This is a genomic window from Pseudomonas izuensis, from assembly GCF_009861505.1.
Classification (GTDB): Bacteria; Pseudomonadota; Gammaproteobacteria; order Pseudomonadales; family Pseudomonadaceae; genus Aquipseudomonas; species Aquipseudomonas izuensis.
Genome location: NZ_WTFT01000024.1, coordinates 52,310 through 72,310, shown reverse-complemented (window position 1 = coordinate 72,310; position 20,001 = coordinate 52,310). Strand labels below are relative to the sequence as shown.

At 58.6% G+C, this 20,001-nt stretch carries 15 protein-coding genes; 4 read left to right on the top strand and 11 right to left on the bottom strand.

Translation table 11 applies throughout. The features are described from left to right. The 6 genes from pqqB to GPL81_RS19960 all read right to left on the bottom strand — a co-directional run. A partial coding sequence (gene pqqB / locus GPL81_RS19985; RefSeq protein WP_160108104.1) for a pyrroloquinoline quinone biosynthesis protein PqqB occupies positions 1-889 on the bottom strand: 889 nt, incomplete at its 3' end. A gap of 99 nt (positions 890-988) precedes the next feature. Then, the gene (gene pqqA / locus GPL81_RS19980; protein ID WP_003194766.1) at positions 989-1,063 is read right to left on the bottom strand and encodes a pyrroloquinoline quinone precursor peptide PqqA; all 75 of its coding nucleotides are present in this window, start codon (positions 1,061-1,063) and stop codon (positions 989-991) included. 155 nt (positions 1,064-1,218) lie between these two features. Next, on the bottom strand, positions 1,219-3,639 hold the full coding sequence (gene pqqF / locus GPL81_RS19975; protein ID WP_160108103.1) for a pyrroloquinoline quinone biosynthesis protein PqqF: 2,421 nt from the start codon (positions 3,637-3,639) through the stop codon (positions 1,219-1,221). Between the two features lie 38 nt (positions 3,640-3,677). Next, on the bottom strand, positions 3,678-4,472 hold the full coding sequence (locus GPL81_RS19970) for a carbon-nitrogen hydrolase family protein (protein WP_160108102.1): 795 nt from the start codon (positions 4,470-4,472) through the stop codon (positions 3,678-3,680). Between the two features lie 12 nt (positions 4,473-4,484). After that, positions 4,485-6,167 (bottom strand): flavin monoamine oxidase family protein, encoded by a 1,683-nt coding sequence (locus tag GPL81_RS19965; RefSeq protein WP_096514656.1) that lies wholly within the window; start codon positions 6,165-6,167, stop codon positions 4,485-4,487. 286 nt (positions 6,168-6,453) lie between these two features. After that, on the bottom strand, positions 6,454-6,915 hold the full coding sequence (locus GPL81_RS19960) for an Lrp/AsnC family transcriptional regulator (protein WP_007980298.1): 462 nt from the start codon (positions 6,913-6,915) through the stop codon (positions 6,454-6,456). A 178-nt stretch (positions 6,916-7,093) separates the two neighbouring features. On the opposite strand from GPL81_RS19960, the gene GPL81_RS19955 reads away from it, so the two are divergent. Both GPL81_RS19955 and GPL81_RS19950 read left to right on the top strand, forming a co-directional pair. Beyond that, positions 7,094-9,445, top strand: coding sequence for a glucose/quinate/shikimate family membrane-bound PQQ-dependent dehydrogenase (locus GPL81_RS19955; RefSeq protein WP_160108101.1), 2,352 nt, complete (start codon positions 7,094-7,096; stop codon positions 9,443-9,445). 166 nt (positions 9,446-9,611) lie between these two features. After that, the gene (locus GPL81_RS19950; RefSeq protein ID WP_178122614.1) at positions 9,612-10,271 is read left to right on the top strand and encodes a peptidase M41; all 660 of its coding nucleotides are present in this window, start codon (positions 9,612-9,614) and stop codon (positions 10,269-10,271) included. A 58-nt stretch (positions 10,272-10,329) separates the two neighbouring features. Here the strand turns inward: GPL81_RS19950 and GPL81_RS19945 are convergent, their stop codons facing one another. From GPL81_RS19945 to GPL81_RS19935, 3 genes are all read right to left on the bottom strand, one after another. Further along, positions 10,330-10,617 (bottom strand): DUF3077 domain-containing protein, encoded by a 288-nt coding sequence (locus GPL81_RS19945; RefSeq protein ID WP_160108100.1) that lies wholly within the window; start codon positions 10,615-10,617, stop codon positions 10,330-10,332. Positions 10,618-11,143: 526 nt separating this feature from the next. Further along, positions 11,144-11,446, bottom strand: coding sequence for a hypothetical protein (locus GPL81_RS19940; RefSeq protein WP_160108099.1), 303 nt, complete (start codon positions 11,444-11,446; stop codon positions 11,144-11,146). A gap of 90 nt (positions 11,447-11,536) precedes the next feature. Further along, positions 11,537-11,818: a helix-turn-helix domain-containing protein gene (locus GPL81_RS19935; RefSeq protein WP_160108098.1), complete on the bottom strand. Its 282-nt coding sequence runs from the start codon at positions 11,816-11,818 to the stop codon at positions 11,537-11,539. A 726-nt stretch (positions 11,819-12,544) separates the two neighbouring features. Here GPL81_RS19935 and GPL81_RS19930 point away from each other — a divergent pair. Further along, the gene (locus GPL81_RS19930) at positions 12,545-12,829 is read left to right on the top strand and encodes a hypothetical protein (RefSeq protein WP_160108097.1); all 285 of its coding nucleotides are present in this window, start codon (positions 12,545-12,547) and stop codon (positions 12,827-12,829) included. Beyond that, entirely contained in the window at positions 12,763-13,728 is a 966-nt protein-coding gene (locus GPL81_RS19925; protein WP_160108105.1) for a restriction endonuclease, SacI family, read from the top strand. Before GPL81_RS19930 ends, GPL81_RS19925 begins: the two co-directional genes overlap by 67 nt. 510 nt (positions 13,729-14,238) lie before the next feature. Here GPL81_RS19925 and GPL81_RS19920 read toward each other — a convergent pair. Continuing rightward, complete coding sequence (locus GPL81_RS19920) at positions 14,239-17,985, bottom strand: bifunctional diguanylate cyclase/phosphodiesterase (RefSeq protein ID WP_160108096.1); 3,747 nt, start codon at positions 17,983-17,985, stop codon at positions 14,239-14,241. Positions 17,986-18,109: 124 nt separating this feature from the next. Beyond that, positions 18,110-19,957, bottom strand: a complete 1,848-nt coding sequence (rpoD, locus tag GPL81_RS19915; protein ID WP_096514664.1) for an RNA polymerase sigma factor RpoD — start codon at positions 19,955-19,957, stop codon at positions 18,110-18,112. Positions 19,958-20,001: the final 44 nt, after the last annotated feature.

The following is a 20,001-nucleotide window of genomic DNA, read 5'->3' as shown; positions in this document are numbered from 1 at the left end:
CATACGCCACTTCCACACCGCACCGCTCCAGTTCCGCGCGCTGCGGCGAGTCCTCATCGAGAATCGGGTTGGTGTTGTTGATGTGGATCAGCACCTTGCGCGGCTCGGGCAATTGCGCGAGTACCTCGAGCATGCCGCCGGGGCCGTTTTGCGCCAGGTGACCCATTTCCCGGCCGGTGCGGGTGCCGACGCCACGGCGCTGCATTTCGTCGTCGTCCCACAGCGTGCCGTCCACCAGCAGGCAATCGCTGCCGGCCATGATCTCGAGCAACGGTGCATCGACCTTGCCCAGGCCCGGTGCGTAGAACAGTTTACCGCCGGTGCTCAGGTCCTCGACGATCAGGCCGATGTTGTCGCCCGGATGCGGGTCGAAGCGGTGCGGCGAGTAGGGCGGCGCGGCGCTGCGCAGTGGCAGCGGGGTGAAGCGCAGGTTCGGGCAGGCCGGGACGGTGAAACTCTGATCGAGTTCGATGCGGTTCCAGTTCAGGCCGCCGTTCCAGTGGGTCAGCATGGTGAACAGCGGGAAGCCGGTAGTCAGGTCTTCGTGGACCATGTCGGTGCACCAGACCTGATGCGGGCAACCCTCGCGCAGGCTGAGCAGGCCGGTGGTGTGGTCGATCTGGCTGTCCATCAGGATGATCGCGCCGATGCCGGTATCACGCAGGGCGCGGCCCGGTTGCATCGGGGCAAAGCTCTGCAGTTGCGCACGGATGTCCGGCGAGGTGTTGCACAGCACCCAGTTCACGCCGTTATCGGAAATCGCGATGGACGACTGGGTCCGTGCCTGGGCCCGCAGGCTGCCGTCGCGAAAACCGGCGCAGTTCACGCAGTTGCAGTTCCACTGGGGGAAACCACCGCCGGCGGCGGAACCTAGAATCTGGACAAACATGGATGCTCCATCATTGCAACGCGGAAAATAAAAGCAACGCTGAAAATAAAACGCCTCGGATGACCGAGGCGTTGAACTGCGACTCTGCCAGGGCAGAGATCAGCGGCTGGCGAAGTACATGGTGACTTCAAAGCCGATACGCAGGTCGGTGTAAGCAGGTTTGGACCAAGTCATGGGAGCGCTCCTTCAGGTGATGGGACAGTTGAGACCTATACATATAGTCCACCTCCGGCGGGAGATGTTCAGATAGTTAGGTAGCTATGTTACTCAAAATTTCAGAATAATTGGCTGCAAATGTTCGAGAAAGTTAATTGCAGCCTTGGTAATGATCATTTTGCCACTTGCCAAGGCGAGCCAGGGCAAGTGCCGCTGGACAGGCAGCGCCAACCGCCTTCGGCTTGAATCAAGCGCTGGGCGGCGGCGATGAGTGCGGGCCGATCTATCATCAGGATTGCCTGGGGCAATTGCGTCAGATAATCCGACGAGCGGCCGGCGAGTTTGCCCTGCCAGAGCAGTTCGGCAGCCTGGGCACTAGGCAAAGCGGCGCTGGCGAACTGATCAGCCAAGGCCTGGCGCAGGGCGATGAAATCCGCGTCATCGATGTCGCGGATGCTGTCCGGCAATCCTTTGAGGAACTGCTCGATATGTTGCAGCAGATCCACCGGCGCCACGTTCGGCGATTGCACGCCAAACAGCAGCCCGGTTTGCCCGTGCATCTGGCGCAGGGCGCTGAACACCGCGTAGCCAAGTTGCAACTCCACCCGCAGGCGCTGGTAAAACGGCGTCTGACAGAGGTGTGCCAATAAGCGCCACGCGGCTTCGTCAGCGATATCCGTGGATGCGGTCGGGCAGAACAGCAACAACGCGTGTTCACTGGAGCCGGTATCCAGGGTGCTCCAGAGGTGTTGCCCGTGGATCGACGGCGGTGGCGTCGGTTGATTGTCCGGTGCGCCGGGTATGCGGCTCAAGGCCAGACCCATTGCTGCCTGGGTCTGAGCCGACAGGCCAATCGCCAGTCCGTCCCAGCGCGCGCTCGACCAGAGTTGTTGCGCGTCATTCGAATCCACATTGGGCTCCAGAACGTGAGCGGGCAATGCCTTGAGCAGCTGCCGGATCGGCATCGAGGCTGACTCATCCTGTGTGAATTTGACACCAGGACTTGCCAGTGTTTTCAGCACGTGTTCCAGGACGCTTGGCATCGGCTCCTGAAGCCCGCTCATCTTCAGCAGCCATTCGTTGCCCGATGCGCTGAAGGAAAAATCCACGCCCGCCTGCCGGGCTTCATCGCGTAACGGTTGCAGGGCGTTTTCCAGTCGTGCCTGGAGGCTGCTGCAAGGTGCCGCGTCCAGACGCCAACGCAGGTAAAGCGCACCTTCAGCACTGTTTTCCGGCAACGCCTGGCTGAACTGCATCGGCGAACGTTCGCGACGGCTGCGTGAGCGATCCTGGGCAAAGGTGCGCAAACCACGGTGAGCGCTGGTCTGGCCGCGAATCAATCCTGCGTTGGCCGCGGGCGCATCGGAGCGCAAAAACGGGTTGGGCGCCGGCAGTTGCCATTGGCCCGTGAAGTTATCCACAGCGCCGATTTGTTGCAGGATAGCCTTGAGGGCAGTCACGCCATGTTCGGATAACCCGGTTTCCTGTTGTTCGCTGTCCAGTCGCGCCAATTGCAGGGCGCCGCTGACTTGCTGCTGGCGCTGGAGCAGGGCGGAGTATTCGTCGCGCAAACCGCTCCAGTCTTGTTGGGCGAAGTAGCTCAGCCAATCCAGTAGCTGTTCGCGGATCGCTGTTGGCTGCGCATTGACGTTCAGTGTGAACTCGATGTGCAGCAGGGCTTGCCCGGCGAAGTGATACAGCGGCGCTGCTTTCAACTGTTGGGCCAGTCCGCGTTTTTGCAGGTCAGCCAGCAGTCCTCCGGGTTTCGCCGCGTTCAGCCAATGGCACAGGAACGCCAAGGCTTCCGGGGATGACGCGGGCAGCGCTTCGAACGCGAACACCAGATCCAGCCGACAGTCGTTTACCTGTTGATAACTGCTCTCCAACGCGTCCATCAGTGGCGCAGTCGGTTGTTGCGGGACCTTTTTGCCTTCGGGGATCGCATCAGCGAACACTTGGGCCAGCGCCTTCAATTCTTCGAGCGAATGAGGGCCCGCCAAGCTCAATATCATCTGTCCGGCCTGATAAAACCGCTGGTGGAAATCCTGCAACGCTTGCTGAAAATCAGGATGCGACACCGGCAGACTGTCGCGGTTGCCTGCGTGAAAACCGCGTAGCGGATGCGTTTTTGACAGGCCACCCCACAGAGCAAATTGCCGCTGGGCCGTCTCATCTTGCGACCACGCGACAAATTCCGCCTGCAGAACTTCCCGTTCCCGCTGCTGATCGTCCGGATTCATACGCGGATGGGCGAGCATGTCTGACAGACGCTCCAGGCCGCCGCTTAAAAACTGAGGTGGTAACTCGAAAAAGTAGTCGGTGGTGCGCTCGCTGGTCCGCGCGTTCACCTGTCCGCCATGGCCCTGGACGTAGGCCATCAGCCCTTGGCTGGCGGGAAAACGCTCGGTCTCCAGAAACAGCAGATGTTCAAGAAAGTGCGCCAGGCCCGGCCATGCCAGCGGTACATCATGGCTGCCGGCGGCAACCCGTAATGCCGCAGCGGCGCGCTTCAGATCGGGCGCATGACGCAGCGTTACCCGCAGACCGTTGGCCAGGGTTTCAGTGTGGGGGCGAGGGTGATTCAGCGCAGGCATGGGCACTTCCAGAACAGTGAAGTGCCAATGCTAGCGGATTAGCGCTTGTTCAGCGCGCCGTAAAGCTCTGGGCGGCGATCGATCAAATAACGATTGGCGGCGCGGGAGTCGACCATCAACTGACGATCCAGCTCTCCGACAATCAGCGCTTCATCAAGGCCAGCCTGGGCGATGCGGCTGCCGTCCGGCGCGGCGATGCTGCTCTGGCCGCAATAGTGGATATCGCCTTCCTGCCCGCAATAGTTGGCGTAGGCCACATAACACTGGTTTTCGAAGGCGCGGGAGCGGACGGTGACGTCGGCGACGAAATCGAAGGGAATCATGTTCGCTGTCGGCGCCAAAATCAGCTCGGCACCGTCGAGGGCCAGACGCCGGGCATTCTCCGGAAATTCCAGGTCATAACAGATCAGGAAACCAAGCTTCCAGCCGTTGAGTTCAACCACGGGAAATTCGTTGGTCCCGGGGCTGAACATCGAGCGGTCAAGATCACCAAACAAATGGGTCTTGCGGTAGTTGCAGACGCGCTCGCCCTGGGCGTCGATCAGCTGCACGGCGTTGTAGATCTGCCCGTCCTCGGTACGTTCGGGATAACCATACAAAATGGCAATCCCGGCGGTCCGGGCGATGCGCGCGATCTGCTGCGCCGACTCACCGTTGTGCACCTCCGCCAGCACGCTGACGGCATCGAAGCCGATGTTGTAACCGGTCAGGAACATCTCCGGCAGCACCAGCAAATCGGCGCCTTTGGCTTCCTGTGCCAGCTGTCGCAGACGTTGCAGGTTGCCGGCGACATCCAGAGGCAACGGTGGACATTGGTAAAGGGCTACGCGCATCAGGGATTCCTCTTACTCGGGGAGGGCGATAGGGCCTATGTCTTTGAACACATCACCCGGGCCCGGGTTCTCTTTATGTGTGGCGCCGCCGAAATGCTTCATGATGCCCCACACCGCGTTGAGCGACGTTTGCACCGCGCCTTCGACCCAGGCCGGTGTCCAGGAAACGTCGTCGCCGGCGATGAAAATCCCGCGCTGCTCCGCTGGCATGTCGTCCTGCATGAAATGCGCGTACATGCGCTGGTTGTAGCGGTAATGGCCGGGCAGGGCGCCTTTGAACGCCCCGAGGAAGTGCGGGTCGGCTTCCCAGGACACAGTGATCGGATCGCCGATGATCCGCGCGGCGATGTCGACTTTCGGGTAGATCTTCTTCAACGCATCCAACGCCAGTTTCACGCGTTTTTCCACCGGGTGTGGCAGCATTTTCAGCGCATCGCTCATCCACGAGTACGACAGGCAAATCACCCCTGGTTTGTCGTCGCCGTTGTCGAACAGGTAGGTGCCACGGGTCAGGCGATCGGTGAGGGTCATGCTCATCAGGTCGCGGCCGGTTTCCGGGTCCTTGTCCTTCCAGAACGGGCGGTCGACCATCACGAAGGTTTTCGACGATTGCATGTAGCGGGTGCGGTCCAGGGCCATCCACATCTTTTGCGAGAACAGGCTTTCGTCGCATTCGATCTGGGTGGTCAGCAGCCAGCTTTGGCAGGTGGTCAGCACCGCGGCGTATTCGCGGGTGTCGCCGTTGTTGTCGGTGACCGCAAAACGGCCGCCGGGTGCGTGGGCGATTTTCTTCACCCCGGAGCGTGGCGCGCCCCGGTGCAACGATTTGAGGCTGGTGCCTTGTGGCCAGTGCACGCAGCGTTCCGGCTCGTGACGCCAAATGCCTTGCGGCACTTGTTCCACACCGCCGACCACCAGATGCTGGTGATCGTCGCAGTTGGTCATCACCACGCGGAAGATTTCCAGCATCGAGTTGGGGAAGTCAGAGTCCCAGCCGCCGGTGCCGAAGCCGACCTGACCGAACACTTCGCGGTGATGGAACGACAGTTTGGCGAAGGCTTTGGAGGTGGCGACGAAATCGTAGAAGGTGCGGTCATCCCACAGCGGCACGAGGGTGTTCCACAGCTCCTTGAGGCGCGGTACGTCGCGGTCGCGGATGGCTTGCTGGATGTCGGAGAACTGCGAGCCGGCTTCCAGGGCATCGGCCCAGGCGTCAGCCACTTCCTGGAACAGTGCAGGAAGATCCGCCAGTTTCTGTGCGTAATGGGTCTTGCCTTCCAGATCGATGACGGTGCTGCCGGAAGCAGGGGTCAGCGGGTTAGGGAAGGGTTTGGTCTCAAGACCCAGCTTGTCGACGTAGTGATAGAAGGCGGTGGACGACACCGGAAAGCGCATGCCGCCCAACTCGGCGACGATACCATCGGTGCCGTTGAAGGCTTGGGAGCGCAGACGACCGCCCATTTTCGAGGCTTCGTAGACGACGGGCTTGAGGCCGAGCTTCATCAGTTCGTAAGCGGCCACCAGCCCCGCGATGCCGGCGCCGACAATCGCCACTTCTGCACCGTGATTGTGCTCGGGAATGCTGCCCAGGCCGGCCGGGTGTTCGATCCAGTCGTCAAAGGCGAAAGGAAAGTCCGGACCGAAAATGGTGACTGGTTTTTTACCGTCTGCAGGATGGCGATTGTTCTTGTTCATGGCTGACCTTGCTGGCGACTCGACGGGGAATGCGCGTCTGAGTATAGGAAAAGATGTCAGCCATTCTAGAGAGCGTAGAGCACGTTAATAAGACGCAAAGTGTCGTCGTTTTGCCATTTTTATGGTCATTATGACGATAGTATTGCGCACATTGCCCGTTGTAGGAGCTGGCTTGCCAGCGAAAAGGCCTTTGAGTTTTGTGTTGATGGTCCGGACGCTTTCGCTGGCAAGCCAGCTCCTACAGGTCTTTGCAGGCCTGTCAGACACCCAAAACCACCGAAGAAACTCAAACTGGCTGCCCCCGATCAATCTTGCTACTCAAGATGATCGAAGTCGTGGTCTTCTCCACCCCATCCACACTGCCGATCTGATCCAGCAACTGATCCAGCTGCTCCGGCGAGTCCGTACGCAGCCACGCCACATAATCAAATTCGCCACTGACCGCACATAACTGCTGCACCTGTGCCATGGCGCTCAACCTGCGTAACACTTCCTTCCCGGAGCGCGGTTGCACAGTAATACCGACGTAAGCCTGCAACCCGCCATCCACCACGCGCTGGCCCAGGCGCACGCCGTAACCGGTAATCACCTTGGCCTTTTCCAGCCGCGCCAGGCGCGAAGTCACTGTGGTGCGCGCGATACCCAGTTGCCGGGCAAGCATGGCCACGCTTTCGCGGGCGTTGATCTGCAGGGCGGCAATCAATTGGCGGTCGATTTCGTCGAGAACGGGTGGGCGAGTGTCAGGCAAAGGGGGCATCTCCAGCGGCACAGATCGGTGGATGAACATGTTACAGGCACATCCCCCTGCAACGGATCTTTGATCTGAATTCACGACCGTTCATGCCATTCCTGACTGCGACAATTTGCCATAAGTAACTAGGTAGTACATTATTCCGCGCTTGTCACAAATGGGGATAATTTCCGACATGAATAATTCTGGGGCTGCCGCCGGCAGCAAATGGTTGCTGGCGGGGCTGGGTGTGCTGATCGCACTGATCGGGCTCGGTCTGGCCGGTGGCGGCGGCTATCTGATTGCGCTTGGCGGCAGCTGGTATTTCCTGCTGATGGGCATGACCATGCTGTTCTCCGGGCTGATGATCGCCCGCCGTAAGCCGCAGGGCGCGTGGCTGTACGGCGTGGCGTTGATCCTGACGGCGATTTGGGCGGTGTGGGATGCCGGTTTCGAGTATTGGCCGCTGGTCTCGCGCGTGCTGACTTTCGCCGTGATCGGCTTGGTCGTCGCGCTGATCTACCCAACGCTGGTGCGCGCTTCGGGCGCGTCCGCTGGGCGTGGCGCTTATGGCTTGGCTGGCATCCTGGGCGTCTGTGTCGTCGCAACGATGGCCTATATGTTCGTGCCGACCCACGTGGTCAAGGCCAGCAGCGAACCCGCGGTAACGCCGGTCGCACCGGGCACCGAACAGAAAGACTGGGCACACTGGGGCAACACCACCGCCGGTAATCGCTTTGCCGCGCTGGACCAGATCAACAAGGGCAACATCGACAAATTGCAGGTGGCCTGGACCTTCCGCACCGGCGACATCCCGCAAAGCACCGGCGCCGGCGCCGAAGACCAGAACACCCCGCTGCAAATCGGTGACACGGTCTATACCTGCACCGCTTACGGCAAGGTTTTCGCCCTGGATGCCGACACGGGTGCCCAGCGCTGGAAGTTCGACCCGCAAGGCACCGCGCCCAACTGGCAGCGTTGCCGTGGCCTGGGTTATTCCGAAACCCCTGCCTCTTCGGACAACCAACCTACAGCCTGTACGAAACGTCTGTTCCTGCCGACCGGCGATGCGCGCCTGATCGCCATCAATGCCGAAACCGGCAAGCCCTGCGAAGAGTTCGGCAACCAAGGCACCGTCGATCTGACCACCGACATGGGCGAAGTGAAGCCCGGTTACTACCAGCAAACCTCGACGCCATTGGTCGCAGGGGACGTAGTCATCGTTGGCGGTCGCGTGGCCGATAACTATTCCACCGGCGAGCCGCCAGGCGTGGTGCGTGCCTACGACGTGCGCAGCGGTGAGCTGGTATGGGCGTGGGATCCGGGTAATCCGAACACCACCAAACGCCCTCCGGCCGGTGAGACCTATACCCGTGGCACGCCGAACGTGTGGTCGGCCATGTCCTACGACGCCAAACTTGGCCTGGTTTACCTGCCGACCGGTAACGCCACGCCGGACTTCTTCGGGGGACAGCGCACCGAGTTCGATGACAAGTGGAACTCATCCATCGTCGCTATCGACGTGAAAACCGGTCAGGTTCGCTGGCACTTCCAGACCACTCACCACGACCTGTGGGACTTCGACCTGCCAGCGCAACCGCTGTTGTACGACGTGCCGGACGACAAGGGCGGTACTCAGCCAGCCCTGGCGCAAGTCACCAAGCAGGGCGAGATCTTCTTGCTCAACCGTGAAACCGGCGTGCCGATAGCGCGGGTCGAAGAGCGCCCGGTGCCGCAAGGCCATGTGCCCGGTGAGCGCTACTCGCCCACCCAGCCGTTCTCGGTGGACATGCCGTCTATCGGCAATAAAACCCTGACCGAAGCCGACATGTGGGGCGCCACGCCTTTCGACCAGTTGATGTGCCGCATCCAGTTCAAAGGCATGCGCCATGAAGGTGTCTACACCCCACCGGGCATGGATCGCGCCCTGCAGTTCCCGGGCTCGTTGGGGGGCATGAACTGGGGCAGCGTCTCGGTCGATCCGAACACTAATTACATGTTCGTCAACGACATGCGCCTGGGCCTGGCCAACTACATGATCCCACGCGACAAAATCGGCGCCGGGGCCAGCGGTATCGAAATGGGTGTGGTGCCGCAGGAAGGCACGCCGTTTGGCGCCATGCGTGAACGGTTCCTCTCGGCGGTCGGCATCCCGTGCCAGAAACCGCCGTTCGGCACTATGTCCGCCATCGACCTCAAGACCCACAAGTTGATGTGGCAGGTCCCGGTCGGCACCGTGCAGGACACCGGCCCGCTGGGCATTCGCATGCACTTGCCGATCCCGATCGGCATGCCGACCCTCGGCGCGTCCCTGGCCACCCAGTCGGGCCTGCTGTTCTTCGCCGGCACCCAGGACTTCTACCTGCGCGCCTTCGATACCGGCAACGGCAACGAAATCTGGAAATCGCGCTTGCCGGTGGGCAGCCAGTCCGGGCCGATGACTTACGTTTCACCAAAAACCGGCAAGCAGTACATCCTGCTGACGGTGGGCGGTGCGCGTCAGTCGACGGATCGTGGGGACTACGTGATTGCCTATGCGTTGCCGTAGGAGCGAGGCTTGCCCGCGAAGGCCGTGAACGATACCGCGCGCTGCCTGACAGGGCGCGGTGTTTTCAAATCCATCGCTGGCAGGCTTGCGTCCACATTGCGCGTAGTAGGAGGATCGACATCTACTGTCACTCGTATTCAAACGGGAGACCCGAGGATCCGACGCGATGGAAATTAAGAAGATGCCTCCCGCGGTGCGGGAACATGCCTTGCCGATCGCTAATCACGAAATGGGGCACTACGTCGTGGCCCGGGCGCTCGGGTTCGAAACGGGCGGCGTGACCCTGACAGTGACCATGGACCTGAGGCACAAAGGGGGCGCATGCATCACTCTGTCGCGATCGATTTCGTCGCTGCAGGCGATGCGGGAGTACTTGGAAGCCCGCATCATGGTCCTCTATGCGGGGGCCATGGCGCAGACATTACCTACAGTCCAGGCGCGCAAAAAGTGCGTCGATCAATCGAAAGCGGCCGCCATCCTCAATGGCGCGTTTGGGGCGGAAAAGGATGAGGCAAAAATCAGGGAACTGCGGCAGCTGCTGCGCAACATCACATACCCTGATACGGATCCTGTGTCTTCGGACAGCGTCACCACCGAACTGAAGTCGATCCATGACGGACTATGGTTGCGCACTCAAGAAATCGTCGAGGCGTTGGCCGGGACCATTACCGACCTCGGACAGGAGTTGGTAGAACGCATGGTCCTCGTGGAGCATTGGGGCATGCCGGCAGGTACTTTCGAAGTGGTGTTGACGCGGGAAGTACTGGATCGGTTGGCCCCTGTAGGAGCGAGCTCGCTCGCGAAAATCGTGAACGATAACGCGTAAAACCAGTTGCCCAGCGGCGTTCTCGGGTTTTTCGCGAGCAAGCTCGCTCCTACAAGTATTAACCGATTGGCCGTCGCGTCAGCACCTTCACCACATCATCGATCACTGCTTTGCTCATCGTCGTCAGATAGTGCGCGGCCCAGGCATGGCGGTCGGAGTCTTGGGCGTAGGCGGCATCCACGGTGAGGGATTTGGCGAGGAACAGCAGGTCGGAGGCTTGGACCAGGGCGTCGGCAATAGGGACGTCTCGGCATACGTGGAACAAGGGCTGGTCAGAGAGATACAGGAAAGGGGTGAAGCCTACGGTTTTTAACTCTGAGGGTTCGGACGTATTTGTTTTAGTCATGGTACAGCTCCTAATTTGGAATGCTGTCACATTCGTTTCCAAGCGAATGGGTGACAGCTGTGCGCAGGTTGGAAAACCGGGAAATTAGGAAACCGGCACGCCCTAAGACGTCCCACGCACAGCCGCCATAACTTGATGGGCAAGCATTGCGTCCAATTTCATCGGGTTTCCAAGCCCGACCGCTGCATGTGGCAGCGACGTCCGGAGACTATCCCGTCGAAGAAAAGCGCAACAAGGCGGCAAAGTGCCCAAAAGCAAGATTCGGAGTTTGCCTACAAGGCCCTACGGCGTCATCCGATATTGCGACACCTGAAGTAAACAAAACCAAACGCCAGACACGAAAAAGCCGCGCAATGCGCGGCTTTCTTGTTTGGTGGGCCCACACGGACTTGAACCCTAATGTAGGGCAAAACTCATACTCTCTAAGGTAAATTCTTTACATATCAGACTGTTATATTCGTCGATAAATTTGCGCTTAGCCGCACATTTGTGGGTGTATTTACCCAAGCGCCCATCAGCCTGATCGTTACTCAATTGATTTGATCGAAACTACGTCGATGTACTTATATTTCAGTTTTTTCGCTTTAGCCTTTGCTTCCAGCTCTGCGGTCAAGGTACTCAATGTGTTCGCGTCATGGATGAGCACATCGATCTCTCCCTCAAAAACCTTCGTCACATTCAACGTTACTCGAAGTTTCGGAGACACGGCCTTAGCTGGCTTACGTGTCAGTGCTTTGTCCGGCAAAACAGGTGTACATGCGTCTACTGGCAATTGAGGTTCACCTGCACCGAAAAATGCTCGGCGCATCTCGTCTTCTAAGTCGCTCATTTTGAAATCCACTGATTGACAAATATTGGATGCCTTAGCGACAGCAAGCCTGGCAGCACTTCATCCGGGGTTGAATGGCTGCTTAATTCTTTAATATTTAAGTGCTGCTAATTCACGCTCTACGCGCCTCAGGAGATCATCGGGATCTACCACAGGCTCATCCCTGGCACCCGCCAAAATAAGCACCGTAGCTAGCTCAACACCGAGGTGATCGCAGATCGCACGCAGAATCACAAGCGATGGAGCACGTTTACCAAATTCGAGATCGCTGAGGTACTGAGCTGACACTACGCCGTGAAATTGCGCTTGCGTCCATCCTCGCCGTATCCGCAAATCTTTGAGCACTGCTCCCAGCGCTGTCTCGAAGCTCATGCCACTGCCCATTAAAGAAAACAGTTGGCATTAGACGGATCATGCAGGTAGATTGGAATCAACGATAGTTGATACTAAGATATATCTTGCTGTGTGAAAGCTCTGTAGATTGACCGAGCAGCACCCAGCTGAACAACCAGCATCAATTTGCCCCATCAACATCGACAAGATTCAACAGGCGAAAATATTGGAAGGTGTGACCATGATTTCACTCAGGGCTTGGTTGCGAATTAGAAACCGTCTTGATGCCTACTTCCGGGCTAAAGCCTTGCGACCTGGACGAGTGCGGCTGACAGGTGCTCGCTCTCTAAGTGTCGATCTGGAAGATATTTCTTCGTCTTGGCCAGCCAAGCAGGCCGCGCGTGCTGGTTACTTCGCGATTAATGCCAAATGCCGTCCCACTGCTAGTCCAGAGGACGTAGCGGTTATGCGCAGGTCCCTTGATGACCGGACCTCACCGACTTGGGTCGGATACATAGTCCGGACATTCGAGGGCCATTGGGTGCTGGAACTGCAACCTGAGGTCTGCAAATCCCTAGGCTGGCGGGAAGGTGATCGCATCGGATTTCGGCGACTGTATTCAGGCGAATTGCTGACTTCTGTGGATAGGCGAGCCAGATACGAGAATGGTGCTAGTAATGGGTGAAGTTATCTGTGTGATTGCGGGTTTCATCAGTGAAGCCTACGGGACGTCCTAGACGTAGGGAATCCAATAAGGACTAAACAATGAATGACAGAATCTGCGATGTTATTGCCAGGCTGAAGGTTGATTCAGATGGTTTGGCTTTTACTGGCTTCATCGCGAATGCCCATGTGACCCACCCGTCAGTGCTGGAGGGAGAGATCTGGCATCACGTTCATGCTGAGACCGCTGGAAAGTTTGTTGATGGCCACCGAATACAGACCCCTGGGATCATCGAGATCCATGTACGAGGTAAAAGTATATCGCGTTCATCGGTACACAAATTCTCGCTAAGTCAGTTAATCGAAATGTCGATCTGTATGCCATAAAGCCAAGGCATGCCGTGGGCAATGACCGGGCTTACTCCGCTCGCTCCTTGTGTCATGGTGTATTGGTTCCGCTATCAGCAGAGCTGGGTTTCCACATCGGTGTGACCGGCCGAGAGCCTTTGAACAATCAACCTTACTTTAGGATGACTCACCTGGGTGATCAGACGCCCGTTCATTCAATGAGTGCCGTAGCGTTTGCATACATGCTCGATTTGGTGGGCGAACTCCAGCAAATGGATAGCGAGGAGCAAGCTAGGGCCGCCTTGCGAGCATTTATATCGGTGCGTAGGGGCTACCAGCCGAGATATCTCACTTCATCAGGGGCCATCAGCGTTAGGCCTGAGACGCTAGCATCAGTGATCTTTACCTTCGTTCAGGACGATTCCGAAAGCGGTCGTCGGGCGCAGGCAGCGGTTGCGGGACTTATGGATGCTGCGGTCGGTTCTGCACGAGTGGAGAGTGGTCGCATTAATGATCCGAGTCGTGACTCTCCGGGCGATGTATGTATTCGGAGTGAACCCCAGCCTGAGGTATGGGAGAAAGCATTTGAGGTTCGAGACAAGCCTGTTTCATCGAGTGATGTTCAGGTCTTCGGGCAAAAATGTGTATCTATGGGGGTGAGAGAGGTAGCGCTTGTCATGCTTTCAACTCAGCAGCCCATGTTGGACACAATACGTTTGGACGACTGGGCGCACGGGCTTGGGATTGGCCTTACCCTTTTTTATGGTTGGGAAAGCATCGTAGGCCAAGCATTGTTCTGGTCGGGTTTGCCCAAGCCCGAAGCGGCAGTGCAGGCGGTGCGGCATATTACTGATAGGCTTATAGCTATTGAGGCTTCGACGGCCGGCGTGGAGCAGTGGATCGCTGCTACCCGCGATGTCAGGGCTGAAGAAGAGTAATTTCGGGGAACAAAAAAACCGCATCATGGATGCGGTTTCTTTTTAAATGGTGGGCCTCCCCGGAGTCGAACCGGGCACCAACGGATTATGCTTACCACTTCGATTTTCACCGCCCCTTTCGGGTTCGTGGTCTGGACTGTCTCTTACCTTTCGGCTCGCCCGTACAGTCTCTACACCTTCCTCCTAAGAGGCTTGGCTCGGGATTACCACGCGTTTGCAGAGGCTTCCCCGAATTTGAGCGATTCTACCAAGGGACAGAGTGAACTTACCCCAAGGCAACCCATTTGCGATTAACCATGCCCCTTGGGGGTGTAGGTCTCTCACCTTAAGTCCGCTGCTCTAACCAACATGAGCTAGAGGCCCAAAGTCTTTATCTTTCAGTAGCTTAATCTATTACTGGTCATCGTCCAAATGTGCGGGTAGATGAACCCTACATAAGAACCGTGGACCAAAGGATTATGAGTCCTCTGCTCTAACCAACTGAGCTATAGGCCCTCAGTAGGCCGCGGATTATAGCGACGGTTTCGCGGCTGTGCTATCCGAAAAATCCAATACGGCTGTACGAAGAAACGTCGCGGCGAATTCGTCGGGGGGCAGGGGCAGGCTGACGATGTAGCCCTGGATCTGCTCACAACCCTCATAGGCCAGGAATTGCTGCTGTGCCTGGGTTTCGACGCCTTCGGCAATCACGGTGAATTGCATGCTGCGGCCGAGCGCGATGATGGCGCGCACGATGGCGACATCGTGGGGATCGTCCGGCAAACCGCGAACGAACGACTGGTCAATCTTGAGGATGTCCAGTGGCAGGCGTTTGAGGTAGCTCAAGGACGAGTAGCCCGTACCGAAGTCGTCGATTGCCAGTTGCACGCCCAGCTGCTTGAGTTGATGCAGCACGGCCAGCGCTTCTTCCGCCTGGCTCATGATGAAGTTTTCGGTGATTTCCAGTTGCAGGAACCCGGGTTTGAGGCGGTAGTCCTTGAGCAATTGCTCGATGCGGCTGAGCAGGTTCGGCTGGCGTAACTGGGCGCCTGCGAGATTGACCGACAGCGGGCCAAGGTCCATGTAGGTTTTGTTCCACTCGTGCATTTGCCGGCAGGCGGTCTCGAGCACCCAGTCGCCGATTTGCAGGATCATGCCATTTTCTTCGGCCAGGGAAATGAAGTGCTCCGGCGGCACATCGCCAAAGGTCGGGTGGCGCCAGCGAATCAGTGCTTCGGCCCCTACCAGGCGATAGTCGTCGAGGCTGATTTTAGGTTGATAGTAGAGGTGCAGCTCATTGCGCTCGATGGCGCGTCGCAGTTCATGTTCCAGCGCTACGCGTTCGCTGGCTTGCGCTGTGAGGTCGCAGGTATAGCTTTCGACCCGGTTGCGGCCCTTGGCTTTGGAGCGGTACATCGCCGCGTCGGCGTTCTTGATCAGTGTGGCGACATCGCAACCGTCCTGTGGATAAAGACTGGTGCCGATGCTGGAGCTGATGAAGAACTCGTGCTCACCGGCCTGGAACGGTGCGGTGAAGCAATTGAGCAGTTTGGTGGCGATGTTGTCGGCATCACTGGGCTGCTGCAGGCCGGGCAGCAGGATGATGAACTCATCGCCACCCAGGCGTGCCACGGTATCGATGTCGCGCAACTGTTCCTTGAGGCGCACGGCAATGCCCTTGAGCAACAAATCGCCAACCGGGTGGCCGAGGCTATCGTTGATGTGTTTGAAACGGTCCAGATCGAGGAACAGCACCGCACCTTGACCACCGTTTTCCCTCTGGGTGTTGAGTGCGGTCAACAAACGGCTTTCGAACAGCGTGCGGTTGGGCAGGCCGGTCAGCGGGTCGTGGTGGGCTTGGTAGTCGAGTTTGGCCTGGGCGTGCTTGAGGCTGGAAATGTCGGCGAACACCGCCACGAAGTGGGTGATGAACTTGTCCCGATTGCGCACCGCGCTGATGGTGAGCCAGCTCGGGTAGAGCTCGCCGTTCTTGCGCCGGTTGGAAATCTCGCCTTGCCAGTGCCCTTCGGCGGTCAGCTGGTGCCACATGGCGGCATAGAACGCGCTGTCATGCAGGCCCGAGGCAAGCAGGCGCGGGGTATGGCCCAGCGCTTCGCTTTCGCTGTAGCCGGTGATTTCGGTGAATGCGCGGTTGACGGCGCTGATGTGCTGCTGGGTGTCGGTGATCAGCACGCCTTCGGCGGTGCTCTCAAACACTGTGGCGGCCTGTTGCAGCTTTTCCTGCATGAGGTGGCGCTCGGTGATGTCCCGGGCGATGGTCAGCATGCAGTCCTCGTCGCCGATCGGCAGCGGGCGGCTGGACACTTCGCAGAGGCGGATCTGCCCGTCGCTGCGGCGGATATGGCAACTGAAATCACGGACGAAGCCATCGCGGTGCAGCAGGTCGAGCATCTGTTTGCGTTCGTTGAGGTTGACCCAGATCCCCAGATCCAGGGCCGAGCGATCCACCGACATTGCGCTGTTGAACCCGGTGATACGGCTGAAGCCTTCGTTGACTTCCAGCAGCAACCCATCACTCTGCCGAGACAGCAGCAAGCCGTCCGGGGAGGCATGGAAGGCCTTGGCAAATTTCTCTTCGGAGGTTTGCAGTTGTTGCTGGGTTTCCTTGAGCTGGGTGATGTCGCGCACGACCACCACCAGTGCCGGGGTTGTGTCGAGGTCGAAGGGTTCGGCGGAGATCAGGCCGGTAAACACCTGGCCATTGCTGCGGCGAAAGGGCATCTCCAGATTGCGGATGCTACCGGCCTGCAGGCGCTGCAATAATCCCGGCCCCACACCGGGAACCCCCCAGATATTGAGGTCGGTGGCGGTCTGGCCGATGACGTCTTCGGCCCTGAGGCCGATCTGTTCTTCGAACGCTTCGTTGACCTCCAGCAGGCAGCCGTCGGAGAGCCGCGCGATGACCAGAATGTCCGGGCATTGCTGGAAGACAGATGCAAACTTCTGTTCCGACAGACGCAGCGCTTCTTCTGTGCGCTTGGTCTCGCTGATGTCGATCATCAGCCCGCGCATCACCGGTTCATGGCCGTGTTCGATCAGGCTGACGATATCGCGGACCCACAAGCAGCGCCCGTCAGCGGTGATGACCCGATAATCCAGGCTGTGATCACGTCCGGCCAGCACTTCGTGATCGCAGAAATTCTGCGCGCGGGTGAGGTCGGCGGGGTGGATGATGTTGCGCCAGAAACCCGGAATCAGCCAGTGGGACAGGGGATAACCCAGCAGATCCTCGGCATGGGGTGAAACGTAGCTGTAGGTGAAGTCGCTCATTCGCGCTTCCCAGGCGATGGCCGAGAGGCTCTCCACCAGCCCGCGATAGTGATATTCGCTGCTGCGCAGTTCCTGCTCCAGATCGATCCGGCGGGCAATTTCCGAACTCAGGCGGCGGTTGATGCGGATGACCGTCGCCAGCACGGTGACCAGCAGTAGCAGCCCGGGCAACCCGTAAACCAGCAGATCGGACCAGAAAGTCCGGTGATCGAGGACGTTGCCGACCCAATGCTCCTGGATGGCGCTGATTTCTGCCGGGGTCATGTCCGCCAGGACTTTATCCAGGATGCTGACCAGCATCTTGTTGTTCGGGGGGACGCCCATGGCCAGTTGATAGCGATAGGGAGTTTCGCCGCTGACATACAGACCGTCCAGCTTGAGCTGGCGCAGGCTCCAGACGCTGGAAGCGAGATCGCCTACGACCGCATCCACTTCATCAGTGGCCAACGCCTGCAAAGCCGAACTGACGTTGGGCATGGCCACCAGATTCAGGTCGGGGTTGTGGGTGCGTAGCAATTCATGGGGCGCGTAGTTTTCCACCACGGCGATTTTCAACCCGTACAGGTCCTCGATCTTGCGCGGTTGGGGGCCCCCGACATGGGCCAGGATGACGATCGGGAAATCCAGATAAGGACGGGTGAACGACAGATAAGCCTGGCGCTCCGGGGTCGACATGATGCCCGGCAAGAGGTCGAGCTTGCCTTGCCTGGCCTGCTCCAGCACAACCGTCCAGCTGACTGGCTCGATAGGCGTGAGCTTGATGGCCAATCGTTGACGGATCAGGTTGATATAGTCTGCCGCAAGACCCTGGTAACGCCCCTGATCGTCGCGAAATTCAAAAGGTGGCCAGGAGGCATCGACACCCAGTCGCAAGTCCGGGTGGGCCGCAAGCCAGCTACGTTCTTCGTCGGTTAGAGTCAGCGCGCCAGCCGTTGCGGTCCAGGTCATCAGCGACAGCAAAAAAAGCACGGTCGGCAGTCTGGGCATAACGGTCTCGTTATGGCTCGGGGGAATGTTTCGAGTGTAGACGGGCAAATCGGCGGGAGGGGCGTAGCAGGGGGATTTTATCGCCATAAAGCAAAACCCCCGGCCTGGGCCGGGGGTTTTGTGATCACTCGTCGAGGAAGGAGCGCAAATGCTCGCTTCTCGTCGGGTGGCGCAGCTTGCGCAACGCCTTGGCTTCGATCTGACGAATCCGTTCACGGGTCACGTCGAACTGCTTACCAACCTCTTCAAGCGTGTGGTCGGTATTCATGTCGATACCGAAGCGCATGCGCAGCACCTTGGCTTCACGGGCAGTGAGGCCGGACAGTACTTCGCGAGTCGCTTCTTTAAGGCTCTCTACGGTGGCAACATCGATTGGCGACTGCATGGTCGAGTCTTCGATGAAGTCGCCCAGATGGGAGTCTTCGTCATCACCGATCGGGGTTTCCATGGAGATCGGCTCTTTTGCGATCTTCAATACCTTGCGGATCTTGTCCTCAGGCATTTCCATGCGCTCGCCCAGCTCTTCCGGGGTTGGTTCGCGACCCATTTCCTGCAACATCTGACGGGAAATGCGGTTGAGCTTGTTGATCGTCTCGATCATGTGCACCGGAATACGGATGGTGCGGGCCTGGTCGGCGATCGAGCGAGTGATCGCCTGACGGATCCACCAGGTGGCATAAGTCGAGAATTTGTAGCCGCGGCGGTATTCGAACTTGTCTACCGCTTTCATCAAACCGATGTTGCCTTCCTGGATCAGATCGAGGAATTGCAGGCCACGGTTGGTGTACTTCTTGGCGATGGAGATCACCAGACGCAAGTTCGCTTCAACCATCTCCTTCTTCGCGCGGCGGGCCTTGGCCTCACCGATCGACATGCGACGGTTGATGTCCTTGATCTCGGCGATGGTCAAACCGGTTTCGGTTTCCAGCGCGGTCAGCTTTTGCTGGCAACGAATGATGTCCGGTTGCAGGCGACCAATGGCTTCAGCGTATTTGGCTTTGCCTTTGGCCAGGGCATCGGTCCAGCTTTCGTCGATTTCATTGCCCGGGAACTGGCGCAGGAAATCGGCACGCGGCATGCGCGCATCACGAACGCAGAGCTGCATGATTGCGCGCTCTTGCTGACGCAGGCGATCCAGGGCACTGCGAACACGCTCGACCAGGCCTTCGAATTGCTTCGGCACCAGTTTGATCGGCATGAACAGTTCGGCCAGGGCCAACAGTTCGGCAAGCGCCGCCTTGTTGTGGCGTCCGTGCTTTTTCAGGGCCTTGCGGGTGATTTCCATCTGATCGGCCACAGCGCCAAAACGCTGCGCAGCGATGATCGGATCCGGACCGCTTTCGGCTTCTTCTTCGTCATCCGAGGCTTCGGCGTCTTCGTCGTCTGAGTCGTCGTCCGCTTTCGCGGCCTTCGCGTCAATCGGCGGCGGCACTTCTGCAGCAGGTGGCGCAATGCCGTCGTCCGGGTCGATATAACCGCTCAGGACGTCGGACAGGCGGCCACCTTCGGTGGTGACGCGAGTGTACTCGGAGAGAATATGCTCGACCGTGCCAGGGAAGTGCGCAATGGCGCTCATCACTTCACGGATGCCTTCCTCGATACGCTTGGCGATTTCGATTTCGCCTTCACGAGTCAGAAGCTCGACCGTACCCATTTCGCGCATGTACATGCGCACCGGGTCAGTGGTGCGACCGATATCGGTCTCCACCGCTGCCAACGCAGCGGCTGCTTCTTCCGCAGCGGCCTCGTCGGTATCGGCGTCGGCCAACATAAGGGCGTCCGCATCCGGAGCACTCTCGTGTACGGGGATCCCCATGTCGTTAATCATGCGGATGATGTCTTCCACCTGCTCCGGATCTGAAATATCCTCGGGCAGGTGGTCGTTGACCTCGGCGTAAGTCAGATATTTCTGCTCACGACCCAGTTTGATCAACTCAATAATACGAGACTGCTGTTGCGCTTTTCCGGACATAACACCCTATCCACTGAAGGTCTTGGCGGGCAAAAAACAAGCCG

Coding starts and splice junctions, on each gene's coding strand:
- pqqF (WP_160108103.1), bottom strand. CDS start 3,639: ATGCCTGCGCTGAATCACCCTCGCCCCCACACTGAAACCCTGGCCAAC.
- GPL81_RS19970 (WP_160108102.1), bottom strand. CDS start 4,472: ATGCGCGTAGCCCTTTACCAATGTCCACCGTTGCCTCTGGATGTCGCC.
- GPL81_RS19965 (WP_096514656.1), bottom strand. CDS start 6,167: ATGAACAAGAACAATCGCCATCCTGCAGACGGTAAAAAACCAGTCACC.
- GPL81_RS19955 (WP_160108101.1), top strand. CDS start 7,094: ATGAATAATTCTGGGGCTGCCGCCGGCAGCAAATGGTTGCTGGCGGGG.
- GPL81_RS19950 (WP_178122614.1), top strand. CDS start 9,612: ATGGAAATTAAGAAGATGCCTCCCGCGGTGCGGGAACATGCCTTGCCG.
- GPL81_RS19945 (WP_160108100.1), bottom strand. CDS start 10,617: ATGACTAAAACAAATACGTCCGAACCCTCAGAGTTAAAAACCGTAGGC.
- GPL81_RS19940 (WP_160108099.1), bottom strand. CDS start 11,446: ATGAGCGACTTAGAAGACGAGATGCGCCGAGCATTTTTCGGTGCAGGT.
- GPL81_RS19935 (WP_160108098.1), bottom strand. CDS start 11,818: ATGAGCTTCGAGACAGCGCTGGGAGCAGTGCTCAAAGATTTGCGGATA.
- GPL81_RS19930 (WP_160108097.1), top strand. CDS start 12,545: ATGAATGACAGAATCTGCGATGTTATTGCCAGGCTGAAGGTTGATTCA.
- GPL81_RS19920 (WP_160108096.1), bottom strand. CDS start 17,985: ATGCCCAGACTGCCGACCGTGCTTTTTTTGCTGTCGCTGATGACCTGG.
- rpoD (WP_096514664.1), bottom strand. CDS start 19,957: ATGTCCGGAAAAGCGCAACAGCAGTCTCGTATTATTGAGTTGATCAAA.